A 17,934-nucleotide genomic window follows, 5' to 3' on the forward strand; every position below is an offset into this window, starting at 1 on the left:
GTACGGGCTGCTAGTCGCGGGAGGCGTTCAGGTGCTTCGCGTGCTCCTGGAGGGAGCGCACGCCCACCTCGCCGCGACCGAGCGCCTCGATGCCCTGGACGGCGGCGGCGAGCGCCTGGACCGTCGTCAGGCACGGGACGCCGCGCGCCACGGCCGCCGTACGGATCTCGTAGCCGTCGAGGCGGCCGCCGGTGCCGTACGGGGTGTTGACGATCAGGTCGACCTGGCCGTCGTGGATCAGCTGGACGATGGTCTTCTCGCCGTCCGGGCCCTCGCCCTCGCTGAGCTTGCGCACGATGGTGGCGTTGATGCCGTTGCGGCGCAGCACCTCCGCGGTGCCGGAGGTCGCCATCAGCTCGAAGCCGTGGGCGACCAGCTCGCGCGCCGGGAAGATCATCGAGCGCTTGTCGCGGTTGGCGACCGAGATGAAGGCGCGGCCCTTGGTCGGCAGCGGGCCGTAGGCGCCGGCCTGGGACTTGGCGTAGGCCGTTCCGAAGACCGAGTCAATGCCCATGACCTCGCCGGTGGAGCGCATCTCCGGGCCGAGGACCGTGTCGACGCCGCGGCCGTGGATGTCGCGGAAGCGCGACCACGGCATGACGGCCTCCTTGACGGAGATCGGCGCGTCCAGCGGCAGGGTGCCGCCGTCGCCCTCCTTGGGGAGCATGCCCTCGGCGCGCAGCTCGGCGATGGTGGCGCCGAGCCCGATGCGGGCGGCGGCCTTCGCCAGCGGGACGGCGGTGGCCTTCGAGGTGAAGGGCACGGTCCGGGAGGCGCGCGGGTTGGCCTCCAGGACGTAGAGGATGTCGCCCGCCATCGCGAACTGGATGTTGATCAGGCCGCGGACGCCGACGCCCTTGGCGATGGCCTCGGTGGAGGCGCGCAGGCGCTTGATGTCGTAGCCGCCGAGGGTGATCGGGGGCAGGGCGCAGGCCGAGTCGCCGGAGTGGATGCCGGCTTCCTCGATGTGCTCCATCACGCCGCCGAGGTAGAGCTCCTCGCCGTCGTAGAGGGCGTCCACGTCGATCTCGATGGCGTCGTCGAGGAACCGGTCGACCAGCACGGGGCGGGTCGGGGAGATCTCGGTCGACTCCGCGATGTACGACTCCAGGCGGGTCTCGTCGTAGACGATCTCCATGCCGCGGCCGCCGAGCACGTAGGACGGGCGGACGAGGACCGGGTAGCCGATCTCGTCGGCGATCGCCTTCGCGCCCGCGAAGGTGGTGGCGGTGCCGTGCTTGGGGGCGGGCAGGCCGGCCTCGGCCAGGACGCGGCCGAAGGCGCCGCGGTCCTCGGCGGCGTGGATGGCCTCGGGCGAGGTGCCGACGACGGGGACGCCGTTGTCCTTGAGGGCCTGGGCGAGACCGAGGGGGGTCTGGCCGCCGAGCTGGACGACGACGCCGGCGATGGGGCCGGCCAGCGACTCGGCGTGGACGATCTCCAGCACGTCTTCGAGCGTCAGCGGCTCGAAGTACAGGCGGTCGGAGGTGTCGTAGTCCGTGGAGACGGTCTCGGGGTTGCAGTTGACCATCACGGTCTCGTAGCCGGCGTCGCTGAGGGCGAAGGAGGCGTGGACGCAGGAGTAGTCGAACTCGATGCCCTGGCCGATGCGGTTCGGGCCGGAGCCCAGGATGATCACCGCGGGCTTGGTGCGCGGGGCGACCTCGGACTCCTCGTCGTAGGACGAGTAGAAGTACGGGGTCTTCGCGGCGAACTCGGCGGCGCAGGTGTCGACCGTCTTGTAGACCGGGCGGACGCCGAGGGCGTGGCGGACCTCGCGGACGACGTCCTCGCGCAGGCCGCGGATCTCGGCGATCTGGGCGTCGGAGAAGCCGTGGCGCTTGGCCTCGGCCAGGATCTCGGGCTCCAGCTTCTCGACGGAGCCGAGCTCGTCCGCGATCTCCTTGATCAGGAAGAGCTGGTCGACGAACCACGGGTCGATCTTCGTGGCCTCGAACACCTCCTCCTGGGTGGCACCGGCACGGATGGCCTGCATGACGGTGTTGATGCGGCCGTCGGTCGGGCGGACCGCGACGCGCAGCAGCTCCTCCTTGTCGCCGGGCTCGCCGACGAAGGTGAACTGCGAGCCCTTCTTCTCCAGGGAGCGCAGGGCCTTCTGGAGGGCCTCGGTGAAGTTGCGGCCGATGGCCATGGCCTCGCCCACCGACTTCATGGTGGTGGTGAGGGTGGCGTCGGCGGCCGGGAACTTCTCGAAGGCGAAGCGCGGGGCCTTGACGACGACGTAGTCGAGGGTCGGCTCGAAGGAGGCCGGGGTCTTCTCGGTGATGTCGTTGGGGACCTCGTCCAGCGTGTAGCCGATGGCCAGCTTGGCGGCGATCTTGGCGATCGGGAAGCCGGTGGCCTTCGACGCGAGCGCCGACGAACGGGACACGCGCGGGTTCATCTCGATGACGATGACGCGGCCGTCGTCCGGGTTGATCGCGAACTGGATGTTGCAGCCGCCGGTGTCGACGCCGACCTCGCGGATGATCGCGATGCCGATGTCGCGCAGCCGCTGGTACTCGCGGTCGGTGAGGGTCATCGCCGGGGCGACGGTGATGGAGTCGCCGGTGTGGACGCCCATCGGGTCGAAGTTCTCGATGGAGCAGACGACGACCACGTTGTCCTTGGTGTCGCGCATCAGCTCCAGCTCGTACTCCTTCCAGCCGAGGATGGACTCCTCCAGGAGGACCTCGGTGGTCGGGGAGAGCGTGAGGCCCTGTCCGGCGATGCGGCGCAGCTCGTCCTCGTCGTGGGCGAAGCCGGAGCCGGCGCCGCCCATGGTGAAGGAGGGGCGCACGACGACGGGGTAGCCGCCGAGGGTCTCGACGCCCGCCAGGACGTCGTCCATCGAGTGGCAGATGACCGAGCGGGCGGACTCGCCGTGGCCGATCTTGGCCTTGACGGCCTCGACGACGCCCTTGAAGAGGTCGCGGTCCTCGCCCTTGTTGATGGCCTCGACGTTGGCGCCGATGAGCTCGACGCCGTACTTCTCCAGGACGCCCTGCTCGTGCATGGAGATCGCGGTGTTGAGCGCGGTCTGGCCGCCGAGGGTGGGCAGGAGCGCGTCGGGGCGCTCCTTGGCGATGATCTTCTCGACGAACTCGGGGGTGATCGGCTCGACGTACGTGGCGTCGGCGATCTCCGGGTCGGTCATGATCGTCGCGGGGTTGGAGTTCACCAGGATGACCCGCAGGCCCTCGGCCTTGAGGATGCGGCAGGCCTGGGTGCCGGAGTAGTCGAACTCGGCGGCCTGGCCGATGACGATCGGGCCGGAGCCGATGACCAGGACGGACTGGATATCGGTGCGCTTAGGCACGCTCGGCCTCCATAAGGCTGACGAAGCGGTCGAAGAGGTAGGCGGCGTCGTGCGGGCCGGCTGCCGCTTCGGGGTGGTACTGGACGCTGAAGGCCGGCTGGTCGAGCAGCTGGAGGCCTTCGACGACGTTGTCGTTCAGGCAGACGTGGGAGACCTCGGCGCGGCCGAAGGGGGTCTCGGACACCTTGTCGAGGGGCGCGTCGACGGCGAAGCCGTGGTTGTGCGCGGTGACCTCGACCTTGCCGGTGGTGCGGTCCTGGACCGGCTGGTTGATGCCGCGGTGGCCGTACTTCAGCTTGTAGGTGCCGAAGCCGAGCGCGCGGCCCAGGATCTGGTTGCCGAAGCAGATGCCGAAGAGCGGGGTCTTGCGCTCCAGGACGCCCTGCATGACGGCGACGGGGCCGTCGGCGGTGGCCGGGTCGCCCGGGCCGTTGGAGAAGAACACACCGTCCGGGTTGACCGCGTACACGTCCTCGACGGTGGCGGTGGCGGGCAGCACGTGGACCTCGATGCCGCGCTCGGCCATCCGGTGCGGGGTCATGCCCTTGATGCCGAGGTCGACGGCGGCGACGGTGAAGCGCTTCTCGCCGATCGCGGGGACGACGTACGCCTCCTTGGTGGCGACCTCGGCGGAGAGGTTCGCGCCCTTCATCTGCGGCTGTGCCTGGACCTTCGCCAGCAGGGCGGCGTCGGTCGTGCCGCTGACGAGCTCCTCGCCCGAGAAGATGCCGACGCGCATGGCGCCGCGCTCGCGCAGGTGCCGGGTCAGGGCGCGGGTGTCGATGCCGCTGATGCCGACGACGCCCTGCTTGACGAGCTCCTCGTCCAGCGAGCGCTGCGAGCGCCAGTTGGACGGGATGCGTGCGGGGTCGCGCACGACGTAGCCGGAGACCCAGATGCGGGAGGACTCGGGGTCCTCGTCGTTGACGCCGGTGTTGCCCACGTGGGGGGCGGTCATCACGACGACCTGCCGGTGGTACGACGGGTCGGTGAGGGTCTCCTGGTAGCCGGTCATGCCGGTGGAGAACACGGCCTCGCCGAAGGTCTCCCCCACTGCGCCGTAGGCGCGGCCGCGGAAGATCCGGCCGTCCTCCAGGACGAGTACGGCGGGAGCTTTGGCTGCTCCCCTGGTGGAGGTCGTCATCGTTCGGCGCCTTCCGTCGTGATGGATGTGTTCATGGAGTTGATCGCCTCGACCCAGGCGGCGTGCTCGGCCGCCCGGTCGGAGCGGAATCCGGAGTCGATCAGCTTGTCGCCGTGCGCCCAGGTGACGACGAGCAGACCGCCCTCGGTGAGTACCTTGCCCGCGATTCCCTTGTCGAGGCGGGCGCCGCGCAGCTGCGGGGCCGGTACGAAGAAGTCGGTGGCACCCGGACGGACCACGTCGAGCCCCACGTCGGTGAGGGTGAGCTCCACGCGGCTGCGCACTCCCAGACCGTGGGCGACGATCCGGTCGAGCCACTGCCCGGCGGTGGTGGACCCGTGGTACCGGCCGGTCAGGGCCAGCCGGTGCTCGGGGAGGCCGCCGGGGGCGGCGGGCAGTTCCGGCAGGTCGTTCTGCAGGGCACCGCGCCATTTCCAGCCCTGCCGCATCAGCCAGTAGACGAAGGCGATGAAGACGAGCAGACCGATCACCCACGCGATGCGCGCGCCCCAGTCCGTCACCTCCGCCGACTGTCGTTCGGCGGCCTCGGCGGCCAGTTGGATCACTGCAGGTGTCACGCGAGCTTCCCGTCCACGACCGTTGCGCGGCCCCGCAGGAAGGTGTGGGTGACGCGCCCCGGCAGCTCGCGGCCCTCGTAGGGCGTGTTGCGGCTGCGGGAGGCGAAGTGTGCGGGGTCCACGAGACCACGGTACGAGGTATCGACCAAGGTCAGGTTCGCGGGTTCACCTGCCGAGACGGGCCGGCCGTGCTGGTGGGACAGGCCGCCGATGCGGGCGGGGGCGAAGGACATGCGCTCGGCGACGCCGGCCCAGTCCAGCATCCCGGTCTCCACCATCGTCTGCTGGACGACGGAGAGCGCGGTCTCCAGGCCCACCATGCCCATGGCGGCGGCGGCCCACTCGCAGTCCTTGTCCTCGTGCGGGTGCGGGGCGTGGTCGGTGGCGACGATGTCGATCGTGCCGTCGGCGAGCGCCTCGCGCAGGGCCATCACGTCGCGCTCGGTGCGCAGCGGCGGGTTGACCTTGTAGACCGGGTTGTACGAGCGCACCAGCTCGTCGGTGAGGAGCAGGTGGTGCGGGGTGACCTCGGCGGTGACGTCGATGCCGCGGGACTTGGCCCAGCGGACGATCTCGACGGAGCCGGCGGTGGAGAGGTGGCAGATGTGCACGCGGGAGCCGACGTGCTCGGCGAGGAGGACGTCGCGGGCGATGATCGACTCCTCGGCGACGGCCGGCCAGCCACCGAGGCCGAGCTCCGCGGAGACGGTGCCCTCGTTCATCTGGGCGCCCTCGGTGAGGCGGGGCTCCTGGGCGTGCTGGGCGACGACGCCGCCGAAGGCCTTCACGTACTCCAGGGCGCGGCGCATGATCACGGCGTCGTCCACGCACTTGCCGTCGTCGGAGAAGACGGTGACGCGGGCGGCGGACTCGTGCATGGCGCCCAGCTCGGAGAGCTGCTTGCCCTCCAGGCCGACGGTGACGGCGCCGATGGGCTGCACGTCGCAGTAGCCGGACTCCTTGCCCAGGCGCCACACCTGCTCGACGACACCGGCGGTGTCGGCGACGGGGAAGGTGTTGGCCATCGCGAAGACGGCGGTGTAGCCGCCGGAGGCGGCGGCGCGGGTGCCGGTCAGGACGGTCTCGGAGTCCTCGCGGCCGGGCTCGCGCAGGTGGGTGTGCAGGTCGACGAGGCCCGGGAGGAGGACCTGGCCGGCGGCCTCGATGACGGTGTCGACGCCCTCGGCGGAGAGCCCGGCTCCGACCTCGGCGATGGTCTCGCCGTCGATCAGGACGTCCTGCGCCTCGCCGCCGAGGACCTGCGCACCGCGGATAAGGATCTTGCTCATGGTTACTTGTTCTCCTCGGTGCGGGCGGCGGTGCTGGTGGTGACGGCGGGCTCGGAGCCTCCGAGCAGCAGGTACAGGACGGCCATGCGGATGGAGACGCCGTTGGCGACCTGCTCGACGACCGTGCAGCGGTCGGAGTCGGCGACCTCGGCGGTGATCTCCATGCCGCGGACCATGGGGCCGGGGTGCATCACGATGGCGTGCTCGGGCATCCGGGCCATGCGGGCGCCGTCCAGGCCGTAGCGGCGGGAGTACTCGCGCTCGGTCGGGAAGAAGGCGGCGTTCATCCGCTCGCGCTGGACGCGCAGCATCATGACCGCGTCGGACTTCGGCAGCACCTCGTCCAGGCTGTACGAGACCTCGCAGGGCCAGTTCTCGACGCCGACCGGCACCAGGGTGGGCGGGGCCACCAGGGTGACCTCGGCGCCGAGGGTGTGCAGCAGGTCGACGTTGGAGCGGGCCACGCGGCTGTGGAGGACGTCGCCGACGATGGTGATCCGGCGGCCGTCGAGGCCCTTGCCGAGACCGGCGTCGCGGCCGACCAGGCGGCGGCGCATGGTGAAGGCGTCGAGCAGGGCCTGTGTGGGGTGCTGGTGGGTGCCGTCGCCGGCGTTGATCACCGGGGCGTCGATCCAGCCGGAGTTGGCGAGCCGGTAGGGGGCGCCGGAGGCGTGGTGGCGGATGACGACCGCGTCGACGCCCATGGCCTCCAGGGTCTGGGCGGTGTCCTTGAGGGACTCGCCCTTGGAGACGCTGGAGCCCTTCGCGGCGAAGTTGATGACGTCGGCGGAGAGGCGCTTCTCGGCGGCTTCGAAGGAGATCCGGGTGCGGGTCGAGTCCTCGAAGAACAGGTTGCAGATCGTGCGGCCGCGCAGGGTGGGCAGCTTCTTTATCGGCCGGTCGGCGACGCGCGCCATCTCCTCGGCGGTGTCGAGGATGAGGACGGCGTCGTCGCGCGTGAGGTCGGCGGCCGAGATGAGGTGGCGCTTCATCTGGGTGCTCCGTAAGTCGGGAGGAGGGCAGGCAGACGGGGCTGACGGTGGTGCGGGCAGGGCAGGCCGGGGCACGGACCCCGCAGCGGGGCCCGGTACCGGGGTGGCTACTGCGCTGCTGCCTGGACGGTCCGCTGGCCGAGCAGCACGGCGTCGCGGCCGTCCTCCTCCAGGAGCTGGACCTTGACGGTCTCCCGCAGCGAGGTGGGCAGGTTCTTGCCCACGTAGTCGGCGCGGATCGGAAGTTCGCGGTGGCCGCGGTCGACGAGGACCGCGAGCTGGACGGCGCGGGGGCGGCCGAGGTCGCCGAGCGCGTCGAGGGCGGCGCGGATGGTGCGGCCGGAGAAGAGGACGTCGTCGACGAGGACCACGAGGCGGCCGTCGATGTCGTCGCCGGGGATCTCGGTGCGGCCGATGGCCCGGGCGGGCTTCATCCGCAGGTCGTCCCGGTACATGGTGATGTCGAGCGAGCCGACCGGGATCTTCGTCCCGGTGATCTCCTCGAGCTTGGCGGCCAGCCGGCGGGCGAGGTACACGCCGCGGGTGGGGATGCCGAGGAGCACCACGTCGTCGGCGCCCTTGGCGCGTTCGACGATCTCGTGGGCGATACGGGTCAGCACCCGGGCGATGTCCTGCGCCTCCAGTACGGGGCGCATCGCTTCATCGGGAGAGACCTGGGAAACCTGGCTGTCCATGAAAAGGACCTCCTTCTCCGCCTCACGGGACGGACCTTAAAGGACGTCTGATGTACGCCGTCCACGGTACCAGGGCCCGGCGGACACCCGCGCACCGAGGCCCCGCGCTCCCCCTCGTACGAGGGGGTCGATGACCATTCGGCTTGACGCATCCACGTAACGCTGCGTAACCTCACAGTGAGTTACCAGCCGCGCGGCGGAGCCGCACGTCACAGCGTCCGGGAGCGTTATGTCCAGCGAATACGCCAAACAGCTCGGGGCCAAGCTCCGCGCCATCCGCACCCAGCAGGGCCTCTCCCTCCACGGTGTCGAGGAGAAGTCCCAGGGCCGTTGGAAGGCCGTGGTGGTCGGTTCTTACGAGCGCGGGGACCGCGCCGTGACCGTCCAGCGCCTCGCCGAGCTGGCGGACTTCTACGGGGTTCCGGTCCAGGAGCTGCTCCCGGGCACGACCCCGGGCGGGGCCGCCGAGCCGCCGCCGAAGCTCCGCCTCGACCTGGAGCGCCTGGCGGGCGTGCCCGCCGAGAAGGCCGGCCCGCTCCAGCGTTACGCCGCGACCATCCAGAGCCAGCGCGGCGACTACAACGGCAAGGTGCTGTCGATCCGCCAGGACGACCTGCGCACCCTGGCCGTCATCTACGACCAGTCCCCCTCGGTCCTGACCGAGCAGCTGATCAGCTGGGGCGTCCTGGACGCCGACGCGCGCCGCGCCGTGGCCCACGAGGACATCTAGTCCCCCGGCCGCTCCGGCCACCAGCAGAAACGTACCGGCGGGTGCCGGGGCCCCAGGGTCCCGGCACCCGCCGGTTTTCGTGCGCCCGCACCCGGCGGGCATACGGAAGGGCCCGCGACGCGGACGTCGCGGGCCCTTCCGTATGTGCGGTGCGCTCGTCAGCCCTCGCCGCGGCGCAGGCTCGGCTTCAGGTCCTTGAAGCGGGCCAGCAGGCCGTTGACGAAGGCCGGCGAGTCGTCCGTGGAGAACTCCTTCGCCAGCTGCACCGCCTCGTCGATCGCCACGGCGTCCGGGGTCTCGTCGACCCAGATCAGCTCGTAGGCGCCCAGCCGCAGGATGTTCCGGTCGACGACCGGCATGCGGTCGAGCTCCCAGTCCACGGCGTAGGTGACGATCAGGTCGTCGATGCGGTTCACCTTCTCGGCGTAGCCCTCGACGAGGTCCATCGTGAAGGCGCTGACCGGCGGCTGCCGGACGTCCGCATTCGCGTGCCGGATCCAGTCCGCGAGGACCTCGCGCACGGGCACGCCGCGCTGGTCGGCCTCGAAGAGGATCTGGAAGGCGCGCTTGCGCGCGTTGCTCCGGGCAGCCACGGTTAGCTGTTCACCCGGCCGAGGTAGTCGGAGGTGCGGGTGTCGACCTTGATCTTCTCGCCGGTGGTGACGAAGAGCGGGACCTGGATCTCGTGGCCGGTCTCCAGCGTGGCGGGCTTGGTGCCGCCGGTGGAGCGGTCGCCCTGGACGCCCGGGTCGGTGTGGGAGATGGTCAGCTCGACGGCGGCCGGGAGCTCGACGTAGAGCACCTCGCCCTCGTGCTGCGCGACCGAGGCGGTGAAGCCCTCGATGAGGAAGTTGGCGGCGTCGCCGACGGCCTTGCGGTCGACCATCAGCTGGTCGTAGGTCTGCATGTCCATGAAGACGAAGTAGTCGCCGTCCATGTACGAGAACTGCATGTCGCGGCGGTCGATGGTGGCCGTCTCGACCTTCACACCGGCGTTGAAGGTCTTGTCGACGACCTTGCCCGAGAGCACGTTCTTGAGCTTGGTGCGCACGAAGGCCGGGCCCTTGCCGGGCTTGACGTGCTGGAACTCGACGACGGACCAGAGCTGGTCACCGTCGAGCTTGAGCACCATGCCGTTCTTGAGGTCGTTCGTGGAAGCCACGGTTGCGGAATCTCCTGCACTGGAAGACCAGGGAGGCGCACACGGCCCGGCACAGCGGACTACAGTGCGAGCAGCTCCTTGGTCGTAATGGTGAGTAGCTCGGGACCGCCGTCCGCCTCGGGGCGCACGACGAGCGTGTCATCGATCCGGACACCTCCCCGGCCGGGGAGGTGAACCCCCGGTTCGACGGTGACCGGCACGCAAGCGTCCAGTTTACCCATTGCCGTAGGTGCAAGCTGCGGGTCCTCGTCGTTTTCGAGGCCGACCCCGTGTCCCATGCACCCCGCCAGTTCCTCGCCGTAGCCCGCCGAGTCCAGCACGGACCGGGCGGCATGGTCGACTTCGCGGTAGGCGGCGCCGGGCAGCAGCGCCTCCCGGCCGGCCCGCTGGGCGGCGAAGACCAGGTCGTACAGCTCGATCTGCCAGTCGGCCGGAGTGGTGCCGATCACGAAGGTGCGGCCGATCTCGCAGCGGTAGCCCCGGTAGTTCGCGCCGAGGCAGACGGACAGGAAGTCGCCCTCCTCCACCCGCCGGTCCGAGGGCCGGTGGCGGGAGCGGCCGGAGTGCGGGCCGGTGCCGACGGAGGTCGGGAAGGCGGGACCGTCCGCCCCGTGGTCGACCAGCCTGCGTTCCAGCTCCAGGGCCAGGTGGCGTTCGGTGCGCCCGACCAGGATCGACTCCAGCAGCTCCCCGAGGGCCTGGTCGGCGATCTCGGCGGCGATGCGCAGGCAGGCGATCTCCTCCTCGTCCTTGACCAGCCGCTGCTGTTCCACGGCGGTGCCCAGGTCGGCGAGCCGCAGCCGGGGCGCGACGGAGCTGACGGCGCGGTGCCGGGCGACGGTGAGGTGGTGCTCCTCGACGGCGAGGGTGTCCGCCCGCGCGGCGGCGGCGCGGTCGGCCGCGGCCACCGCCGGATCGGCCCCGGGGCCGCCCAGCAGGCTGAGCGTCAGCCCCTCGTCCAGGCGTCCTTCCTCGGCCTCGCCGGTGGGGGCGGACGCGCAGAAGAGCTCGTCGGCGGCGGGCCCGACCAGCAGGACGGCGCCCAGCGGGGACGCCCCGGTGAGGTAGCGGACGTTCGCCGGACGCGTGATCAGGGCAGCGGAGTTGCCCGCGGCGGCGCAGCGCTCGCGGAGCAGGCCCCTGCGGGCCGCGTACACGTCTGACATGTCTTCGAGCCTACGAGCGCCCCGCGCATCCGGCCCGGCGAGCGCGTCCGGACGGGCCCGCGCCCGGCCTCCCCCGCGGCCCCTACCAGCGCGGAGGGCTCGCCAGGGCCCGCGCCAGGGCCTCGTCCAGGGCCCGCGCGGTGGCTTCCACGTCGAGGTGGGAGTTGTCGATGATCGGCAGCCCGGAGCCGTACCAGCCGGCCATCCGGCCGTGGATGCGGGCGACCTCCTCGTCGGACAGCCGCCGGTTGCCGGAGCGGGCGGCGTTGCGGTCGAGGACGATCTCCAGGCCCGGGAGCAGGACGACGGGCAGCAGGGCGGGCCCCACGTGGCGCTTCCAGCCGCCGAGGCCGACCACGGGCCGGTCCGGGAAGACGGCGTCGTCCAGGATGCAGGAGATGCCGTTGGCCAGGAAGTTGCGGGCGGCGAAGCCGCAGGTGCGGCGGGCGAGGCGGTACTGGGCCTCGGAGTGGTCGTTCCAGCCGGCCTGCGGGTCCGCGAAGCCCGAGCGGACCCATTCGCGGACGTCGTCCAGGCTGATGTGCGCGGTGGGCACCGGGCGGGTCGCCGCCCAGTGCCGGGCCACGGTGGTCTTGCCGGCGCCCGCCGGGCCGATGAGCAGCACGGCGAGCGTGGCACCGCCCGTCCCCGCGGCGGGGGGAGCGGCCGGCGCGGCCGCGGCGGGGGGCAGCGGGATGTGCCCGGTCGCCTCGGGCACCGGGGGCGCCGGCCAGCCCTGCGCGGGGGGTATCGGCGGGGGCGGGGGCGGCGCCGGGTGCTGTCCCGGCGGGCCCCAGCCCCCCACTCCGTGCTGCATCCGCGCCACTCCGTCTCGTTCAGGCGACTGATGCGAGAACGTTATCTCAGCCCGTGACCTCTTCGGCCAGCGCGCGCAGCGCCAGCCGGTAGGAGCCCAGGCCGAAGCCCGCGACGGTGCCGGTCGCCACGGCCGCGATGACCGAGGTGTGCCGGAACTCCTCCCGGGCGTACGGGTTGGAGATGTGCACCTCGATCAGCGGGGCGGTGCGCTGCGCGGCCGCGTCCCGCATGGCGTACGAGTAGTGCGTGAAGGCGCCCGGGTTGATCACGACCGGGATCTTGCCGTCCGCCGCCTCGTGCAGCCAGCGCACGAGCTCGCCCTCGTCGTTGGTCTCGCGGACCTCGACGTCGAAGCCGAGTTCGGCGCCCAGGGTGCGGCAGCTCTCGACCAGGCCGGCGTACGAGGTGGCCCCGTACACGTCGGGCTCGCGGGAGCCGAGCCGGCCCAGGTTCGGGCCGTTCAGCACCAGGACGGGGCGGCTCACGCCGACACCTCGCCGTACGCGGCGATCAGGTGGGCCGGGTCGGGGCCCTCCAGGACGGTCGGCTTGCCCAGTCCGTCGAGGACGATGAAGCGCAGCAGGTTGCCGCGGGACTTCTTGTCGACCTGCATGGTCTGGAGCAGCTTGGTCCACTGGTCGCCGCGGTAGGTCAGCGGCAGGCCGACGGAGGCGAGGACGGACTTGTGGCGGTCGGCCGTGGCGTCGTCCAGGCGTCCGGCGAGGCGGCCGAGTTCGGCGGCGAAGACCATGCCGACGGAGACGGCCGCGCCGTGGCGCCACTTGTAGCGCTCGTTCTTCTCGATGGCGTGCGCGAGGGTGTGGCCGTAGTTGAGGATCTCCCGCAGGCCCGACTCCTTGAGGTCGCTGGAGACCACGTCGGCCTTGACCTGGATGGAGCGGACGATCAGCTCGGCCGTGTGCGGGCCGGCGGGCGTGCGGGCCGCCGCCGGGTCCTCCTCGATCAGGTCGAGGATCACCGGGTCGGAGATGAAGCCGGCCTTGATGATCTCGGCGAGGCCGCTGACGTAGTCGTTGACGGGCAGCGACTCCAGCGCGGCGAGGTCGCACAGCACACCGGCCGGCGGGTGGAAGGCGCCGACGAGGTTCTTGCCCTCGGCGGTGTTGATGCCGGTCTTGCCGCCGACGGCCGCGTCGACCATCGCCAGGACGGTGGTCGGGACGGCGATCCAGCGCACGCCGCGCAGCCACGTGGCCGCGACGAAGCCCGCCAGGTCGGTGGTGGCGCCGCCGCCCACGCCGACGATCACGTCGGTGCGGGTGAAGTTCGACTGGCCCAGCGCCTTCCAGCAGTAGGCCGCCACCTCGACGGTCTTGGCCTCCTCGGCGTTGGGCACCTGGATGGCGATGGCCTCGTAGCCCTGTTCGGCCAGGTCCGCGCGCAGCGCCTCGCCGGTCTCGGCAAGGGCCTCGGGGTGGATCACGGCCACCCGCTGGGCCCTGGTGCCGATCAGGCCGCCGAGCTCGCCGAGCAGCTGCCGGCCGACCAGCACGTCGTACGCGTCGTGTCCTGCGCTGGCGCCGACCTGGATCCGCGTCACCTGGTCTGTCATACGTCCTTCAACTCCAGAGCGTCGAGGACCGCCTGGGCGACCTCTTCGGGGGTGCGTTCGTCCGTGGCCACCACGACGCGCGCGACTTCGGTGTACAGGGGGCGCCGGGCCTCCATCAGCTCGCGCCACTGCCGGCGCGGGTTGACGGCCAGCAGGGGGCGGGCCGCGCCGAGGCCGACGCGGCGCACGGCCTCCTCGACGTCCATCGACAGGTAGGCGACGGGCAGGCCGGCCAGCAGGGCGCGGGTGCCCGCGTCGAGGACGGCGCCGCCGCCGAGGGCGAGGACGCCCGTGTGCCCGGCGAGGGCGGCGGCGACCGCCTCCCGCTCCAGCTCACGGAAGTACGGCTCGCCCTCGTCGACGAAGATGTCGGAGATCTCGCGGCCCTGGGCGGCGACGATGTCCGCGTCCGTGTCCCGGTAGGGGACGCCGAGCCGCTCGGCGAGCAGCGCCCCCACCGTGGACTTGCCGGACCCCATGGGGCCGACGAGGACGACGAGCGGTCCGCCCGTCACCGGATCTGCAGGTTGTCGAGGTACGACTGCACGTTGCGGCGGGTCTCGGCGACCGAGTCGCCGCCGAACTTCTCCACGACCGCGTCGGCCAGGACGAGCGCGACCATGGCCTCGGCGACGATGCCCGCGGCGGGCACGGCGCAGACGTCGGAGCGCTGGTGGTGGGCCACGGCCGCCTCGCCGGTGGCCACGTCGACGGTGGCGAGGGCGCGCGGCACGGTCGCGATCGGCTTCATCGCGGCGCGCACGCGCAGCAGTTCACCGGTGGTCAGGCCGCCCTCGGTGCCGCCGGAGCGGCCGGAGGTGCGCCTGATGCCCTCGGGGGTGGAGACGATCTCGTCGTGCGCCTTCGAGCCGGGCACGCGGGCCAGTTCGAAGCCGTCGCCGACCTCGACGCCCTTGATGGCCTGGATGCCCATGAGCGCGGCGGCGAGGCGGGCGTCGAGGCGGCGGTCCCAGTGGACGTGGGAGCCGAGGCCGACGGGCACGCCGTAGGCGAGGACCTCGACGACGCCGCCGAGGGTGTCGCCGTCCTTGTGGGCCTGGTCGATCTCCGCGACCATCGCCTTCGACGCGTCGGCGTCGAGGCAGCGCACCGGGTCGGCATCCAGCTTCTCGACGTCGGCGGGGGTCGGGTAGACGCCGTAGGGGGCCTTGGCGGAGGCCAGTTCGACCACGTGCGAGACGATCTCGATGCCCGCGACCTCCTTGACGAAGGAGCGGGCGACGGCGCCGAGGGCGACGCGGGCGGCGGTCTCACGGGCGCTGGCGCGCTCCAGGATCGGACGGGCCTCGTCGAAGCCGTACTTCTGCATGCCGGCGAGGTCGGCGTGGCCGGGGCGCGGGCGGGTCAGCGGCGCGTTGCGGCCGGTGTCCTTGAGCAGCGCGGGGTCGACGGGGTCGGCCGACATGACCGTCTCCCACTTGGGCCACTCGGTGTTGCCGACCATGATGGCGACCGGGGAGCCCTGGGACAGGCCGTGGCGGACGCCGCCGAGGAAGGTGATCTCGTCCTGCTCGAACTTCATCCGGGCACCGCGTCCATAGCCGAGCCGGCGGCGGGCCAGGTGGTCGGCCACCAGCTCGGTGGTGACCGGGACGCCGGCGGGAAGGCCCTCCAGCGTCGCGACCAGGGCCGGTCCGTGCGACTCTCCTGCGGTCAGCCAACGCAACCTGCTCAACGATGCTCCTCATGCTCGCGCCGGGCACTGCCACGACGGGCCGGGTGCGCGGGCCCGGTACCGCCGGTACCCGAATCCTCCCACGTCCCGGGGGTTCCTCCGTGATCCGGTCCAGCTGTCGGACGGCCGTCTCACGGCCGGGAGGCCCCTAACGGGCCGCGAGCGCCCGCTCTCCCGCCGCACGCATGGCCGCCAGGGGGCCGGGGGTGCGGCCGGTCATCAGCTCCACCTGGAGCACGGCCTGGTGGACGAGCAGGTCCAGGCCCCCGAGCAGGGTGCCGCCGCGGCCGGTCCAGGCGGCGGCGAGGGCGGTGGGCCACGGGTCGTAGAGGACGTCGAAGAGGGCGCCCGGGGCCGCGGGTACGGCGGCGGCCAGTTCGTCGGTGGCGCCCGCCGGGGTGGTGGCGATCACCAGCGGGGCCGTCAGGGCCTGGGCGGCCCTCGACCAGTCCTCGGTACGGACCTCCACGCCGAGCCGCTCGCCCCAGCGGCGCATCTCGTCGGCCCGGGCGCCGGAACGGACGTACGCGGTGATCTCGCCGGTGCAGATCCGCGCGAGGGCGGCCAGCGCCGAGGAGGCGGTGGCGCCCGCGCCGAGGACGGCCGCGGCGGGGACCTTCTCGACCCCGCGTTCCCGCAGGGCCGCGACTATGCCGGGGATGTCGGTGTTGTCGCCGACGCGGCGGCCGTCCTCGGTGAGGACGAGGGTGTTGACCGCCTCCACCGAGGCGGCGGTGTCGCTGATCTCGTCCAGCAGCGGGATGACCGCCCGCTTGAGCGGCATCGTCAGGGAGAACCCGGCCCACTCGGGGCCGAGGCCGGACACGAACCCGGGGAGCGCGGCCTCGCCGATCTCGAACCGGTCGTAGGACCAGTCGTCGAGGCCGAGCTCCCGGTAGGCCGCCCGGTGCAGTACCGGTGAGAGGGAGTGCTCGATGGGAGAACCCAGCACCGCGGCCCGTGTCCGTGACATGTCCTGCTACCCGCCGTTCTTCTTCTGCGCCTGACGCTCCTGGAACTCCGCGACGAGCTTCAGGTGCTCGTCGTAGGTCTTCGTGAAGGTCGTCTTGTTGCCGTCGACCGACACGAAGAACATCCAGCCGCCGTGATCGGGGTTGAGCGTAGCGGTCAGCGCGTCCAGGCCGGGGTTGTCGATCGGGCCGGGCGGGAGGCCCTTGACGAAGTGGGTGTTGTACGGGTTGTCGAAGGCCTGGGCTTCCTTCAGGTTGAAGTTGATCTCGCTCTGGTTCTTGACGTAGTTGTACGTCGAGTCGAACTGGAGCTTCTGGTTCGTGACGTCGTTGGTCTTCTTGAGGCGGTTGTAGACCACCTCGGCCATCTTGCGGAAGTCGTCGTGGTTCTTGCCCTCGGCGTTGACGAGGCTCGCGACGGTGATCACCTGGAGCGGGTTCTCCAGGTTGAGTTCCTTGGCCTTGGCCTCGATGCCCAGCTCCGCGTACTTGTCGGAGGCGTTCTTGACCATCTGCTTGAGCAGGGACTCGGGGGTGCTGTCCTTCTTGAGGTCGTACCGCATCGGGTACAGGAAGCCCTCGAGCGGGTCCTGGATCTTGGGGTTCGCCGCGGCCCAGGCCGGCAGGCCGAGGTTCTTCGCCTCGCGCGAGGCGATCTCGCGGGTGGTGCCCTCGGGTTTGCCGAGCTTCTTGTCGATCGCCTTGTAGACGTCGGAGTTGCGCATGCCCTCGGGGATGGTGATGACGGCCAGCTTGCTGGGGTCGATCATCAGTGCGACCGCGGCCGCACCCGACATCTTCTTCTTCATCGGGTAGACACCGGGCTGGATCGACTTGCCCTTGGGGTTGGCGCCGGCCGCGTCGACGAAGGACTGGGCGCTGGCGACCACGCCGGCTTCCTTGAGGATGCGGCCCATCTGGCCGAGGCCCGCGTTCTTGGGGATCTCGACGTCGACGATCTCGTCGGTGCCCTCGCCGGCGAAGTCCTCGGTCGCGCCGAACCGGTCCTTCAGGTAGCCGTAGCCGTAGTAGCCGCCACCGCCGACGATGCCCACGATCACCACGGCGGCGACCAGGCAGGCCGCGCCGCTGCGCTTCTTCTGCTTCTTCTTGCCCGCCTTGCCGCCCTTGCCGCCCTTGCCGCGGGCCGCCCGGCGGCCGCCGGACACCGGCTCGTCGCCGTCGTCGTCCGCGCCGCCGCCCACGGGCAGCAGGGACTCCTCCGACTCCTCCTCCGCCTCGGCCGGATCCGGCTCCAGGTGGCGCCGGCCGGGGGGCGTCGGGGGCGGGAAGGCGTCCGGGGTCGCGTACAGGTCGGGGGCCTCGCCGGGGTAGGCCCCGGCGGACTGCTGGGCGTACGGGTCGGCGCCCGCGTAGGGGTCGGTCTGGACGGCGGCCATGTACTGCTGTTCGTGGCCGCCGTCCCAGCCCGGGCCCTGCCCGTGGCCCTGGCCCTCGTACAGCGCCTGCTGCTGGGCGTGGGCGTGCTGGACCGCGTACGCCTGCTGCTCGGCGTACTGCGGCTGCTGCGGGTACTGCGGGGTGTACTCCTGCTGGTACTGGGCCTGCTGGTACTGCAGGTCCTGGTGCTGCGGCTCCAGGGGGTGCTGGTACTGCTGCGGGTCACCGCCGTAGGGAACCTGCCCCTGCTGCGTCTGGTGCGCGGTCCACCCCTGGTCCCCGTAGAGGGGGTCCTGGGGGTTCCACGGTTCGGAGCCGTGGCCCCGGCCATAGTCAGTCATCGGTCCCCTAGAGCCGCGAGACGTGGTCCGTGGCTCATGTCGGCCGCGGTACCCGGTT

General features: G+C 71.6%; 17 protein-coding genes. 1 reads left to right on the forward strand and 16 read right to left on the reverse strand.

The window, feature by feature from the left end:
* Window positions 1–10 precede the first annotated feature (10 nt).
* From carB to pyrR, 6 genes are all read right to left on the reverse strand, one after another.
* The gene (carB, locus tag B4U46_RS07010) at window positions 11–3,319 is read right to left on the reverse strand and encodes a carbamoyl-phosphate synthase large subunit (protein ID WP_079425010.1); all 3,309 of its coding nucleotides are present in this window, start codon (window positions 3,317–3,319) and stop codon (window positions 11–13) included.
* On the reverse strand, window positions 3,312–4,463 hold the full coding sequence (gene carA, locus B4U46_RS07015) for a glutamine-hydrolyzing carbamoyl-phosphate synthase small subunit (protein ID WP_079425012.1): 1,152 nt from the start codon (window positions 4,461–4,463) through the stop codon (window positions 3,312–3,314). Before carA ends, carB begins: the two co-directional genes overlap by 8 nt.
* A complete protein-coding gene (locus B4U46_RS07020; protein ID WP_079425014.1) occupies window positions 4,460–5,041 on the reverse strand; it encodes a hypothetical protein in 582 nt (193 codons plus the stop codon). Before B4U46_RS07020 ends, carA begins: the two co-directional genes overlap by 4 nt.
* Window positions 5,038–6,330 carry a dihydroorotase gene (locus B4U46_RS07025; RefSeq protein ID WP_079425016.1) on the reverse strand — a complete coding sequence of 431 codons (1,293 nt, stop codon included), beginning with the start codon at window positions 6,328–6,330 and terminating at the stop codon, window positions 5,038–5,040. Before B4U46_RS07025 ends, B4U46_RS07020 begins: the two co-directional genes overlap by 4 nt.
* A gap of 2 nt (window positions 6,331–6,332) precedes the next feature.
* A complete protein-coding gene (locus tag B4U46_RS07030; RefSeq protein WP_079425018.1) occupies window positions 6,333–7,322 on the reverse strand; it encodes an aspartate carbamoyltransferase catalytic subunit in 990 nt (329 codons plus the stop codon).
* 107 nt (window positions 7,323–7,429) lie between these two features.
* Window positions 7,430–8,017 (reverse strand): bifunctional pyr operon transcriptional regulator/uracil phosphoribosyltransferase PyrR, encoded by a 588-nt coding sequence (gene pyrR / locus B4U46_RS07035; protein ID WP_079425020.1) that lies wholly within the window; start codon window positions 8,015–8,017, stop codon window positions 7,430–7,432.
* Between the two features lie 229 nt (window positions 8,018–8,246).
* Here pyrR and bldD point away from each other — a divergent pair, with 229 nt between their 5' ends.
* Complete coding sequence (gene bldD / locus B4U46_RS07040) at window positions 8,247–8,747, forward strand: transcriptional regulator BldD (RefSeq protein WP_007263032.1); 501 nt, start codon at window positions 8,247–8,249, stop codon at window positions 8,745–8,747.
* A gap of 158 nt (window positions 8,748–8,905) precedes the next feature.
* Here the strand turns inward: bldD and nusB are convergent, their stop codons facing one another.
* The 10 genes from nusB to mltG form a co-directional block, all read right to left on the reverse strand.
* On the reverse strand, window positions 8,906–9,340 hold the full coding sequence (gene nusB / locus B4U46_RS07045; RefSeq protein ID WP_079425022.1) for a transcription antitermination factor NusB: 435 nt from the start codon (window positions 9,338–9,340) through the stop codon (window positions 8,906–8,908).
* 2 nt (window positions 9,341–9,342) lie between these two features.
* Complete coding sequence (efp, locus tag B4U46_RS07050) at window positions 9,343–9,909, reverse strand: elongation factor P (protein WP_079425024.1); 567 nt, start codon at window positions 9,907–9,909, stop codon at window positions 9,343–9,345.
* A gap of 59 nt (window positions 9,910–9,968) precedes the next feature.
* Window positions 9,969–11,075, reverse strand: coding sequence for an aminopeptidase P family protein (locus tag B4U46_RS07055; protein ID WP_079425026.1), 1,107 nt, complete (start codon window positions 11,073–11,075; stop codon window positions 9,969–9,971).
* Window positions 11,076–11,157: 82 nt separating this feature from the next.
* Window positions 11,158–11,892, reverse strand: coding sequence for an AAA family ATPase (locus tag B4U46_RS07060; RefSeq protein WP_079425028.1), 735 nt, complete (start codon window positions 11,890–11,892; stop codon window positions 11,158–11,160).
* Between the two features lie 46 nt (window positions 11,893–11,938).
* Window positions 11,939–12,379, reverse strand: coding sequence for a type II 3-dehydroquinate dehydratase (gene aroQ, locus B4U46_RS07065; protein WP_045947843.1), 441 nt, complete (start codon window positions 12,377–12,379; stop codon window positions 11,939–11,941).
* Window positions 12,376–13,467, reverse strand: a complete 1,092-nt coding sequence (gene aroB, locus B4U46_RS07070; protein WP_079425030.1) for a 3-dehydroquinate synthase — start codon at window positions 13,465–13,467, stop codon at window positions 12,376–12,378. The genes aroQ and aroB overlap by 4 nt, the downstream gene beginning before the upstream one ends.
* The gene (locus B4U46_RS07075; RefSeq protein ID WP_079425032.1) at window positions 13,464–13,982 is read right to left on the reverse strand and encodes a shikimate kinase; all 519 of its coding nucleotides are present in this window, start codon (window positions 13,980–13,982) and stop codon (window positions 13,464–13,466) included. The genes aroB and B4U46_RS07075 overlap by 4 nt, the downstream gene beginning before the upstream one ends.
* Window positions 13,979–15,163, reverse strand: coding sequence for a chorismate synthase (gene aroC / locus B4U46_RS07080; RefSeq protein WP_079425034.1), 1,185 nt, complete (start codon window positions 15,161–15,163; stop codon window positions 13,979–13,981). The genes B4U46_RS07075 and aroC overlap by 4 nt, the downstream gene beginning before the upstream one ends.
* Before the next feature lie 148 nt (window positions 15,164–15,311).
* On the reverse strand, window positions 15,312–16,136 hold the full coding sequence (locus B4U46_RS07085; RefSeq protein WP_079425036.1) for a shikimate dehydrogenase: 825 nt from the start codon (window positions 16,134–16,136) through the stop codon (window positions 15,312–15,314).
* 6 nt (window positions 16,137–16,142) lie between these two features.
* Window positions 16,143–17,876 (reverse strand): endolytic transglycosylase MltG, encoded by a 1,734-nt coding sequence (mltG, locus tag B4U46_RS07090; protein ID WP_079425038.1) that lies wholly within the window; start codon window positions 17,874–17,876, stop codon window positions 16,143–16,145.
* Window positions 17,877–17,934 lie beyond the last annotated feature (58 nt).

Origin of the sequence: Streptomyces katrae (genome assembly GCF_002028425.1) — a bacterium.
Classification (GTDB): domain Bacteria; phylum Actinomycetota; class Actinomycetes; order Streptomycetales; family Streptomycetaceae; genus Streptomyces; species Streptomyces katrae_A.

What these genes read in the sequence shown, in the direction of transcription:
- B4U46_RS07085 (WP_079425036.1), bottom strand. Translation starts at nt 16,136, where the DNA reads ATGTCACGGACACGGGCCGCGGTGCTGGGTTCTCCCATCGAGCACTCC.
- aroB (WP_079425030.1), bottom strand. Translation starts at nt 13,467, where the DNA reads ATGACAGACCAGGTGACGCGGATCCAGGTCGGCGCCAGCGCAGGACAC.
- mltG (WP_079425038.1), bottom strand. Translation starts at nt 17,876, where the DNA reads ATGACTGACTATGGCCGGGGCCACGGCTCCGAACCGTGGAACCCCCAG.
- B4U46_RS07060 (WP_079425028.1), bottom strand. Translation starts at nt 11,892, where the DNA reads ATGCAGCACGGAGTGGGGGGCTGGGGCCCGCCGGGACAGCACCCGGCG.
- bldD (WP_007263032.1), top strand. Translation starts at nt 8,247, where the DNA reads ATGTCCAGCGAATACGCCAAACAGCTCGGGGCCAAGCTCCGCGCCATC.
- pyrR (WP_079425020.1), bottom strand. Translation starts at nt 8,017, where the DNA reads ATGGACAGCCAGGTTTCCCAGGTCTCTCCCGATGAAGCGATGCGCCCC.
- B4U46_RS07030 (WP_079425018.1), bottom strand. Translation starts at nt 7,322, where the DNA reads ATGAAGCGCCACCTCATCTCGGCCGCCGACCTCACGCGCGACGACGCC.
- carA (WP_079425012.1), bottom strand. Translation starts at nt 4,463, where the DNA reads ATGACGACCTCCACCAGGGGAGCAGCCAAAGCTCCCGCCGTACTCGTC.
- B4U46_RS07055 (WP_079425026.1), bottom strand. Translation starts at nt 11,075, where the DNA reads ATGTCAGACGTGTACGCGGCCCGCAGGGGCCTGCTCCGCGAGCGCTGC.
- B4U46_RS07025 (WP_079425016.1), bottom strand. Translation starts at nt 6,330, where the DNA reads ATGAGCAAGATCCTTATCCGCGGTGCGCAGGTCCTCGGCGGCGAGGCG.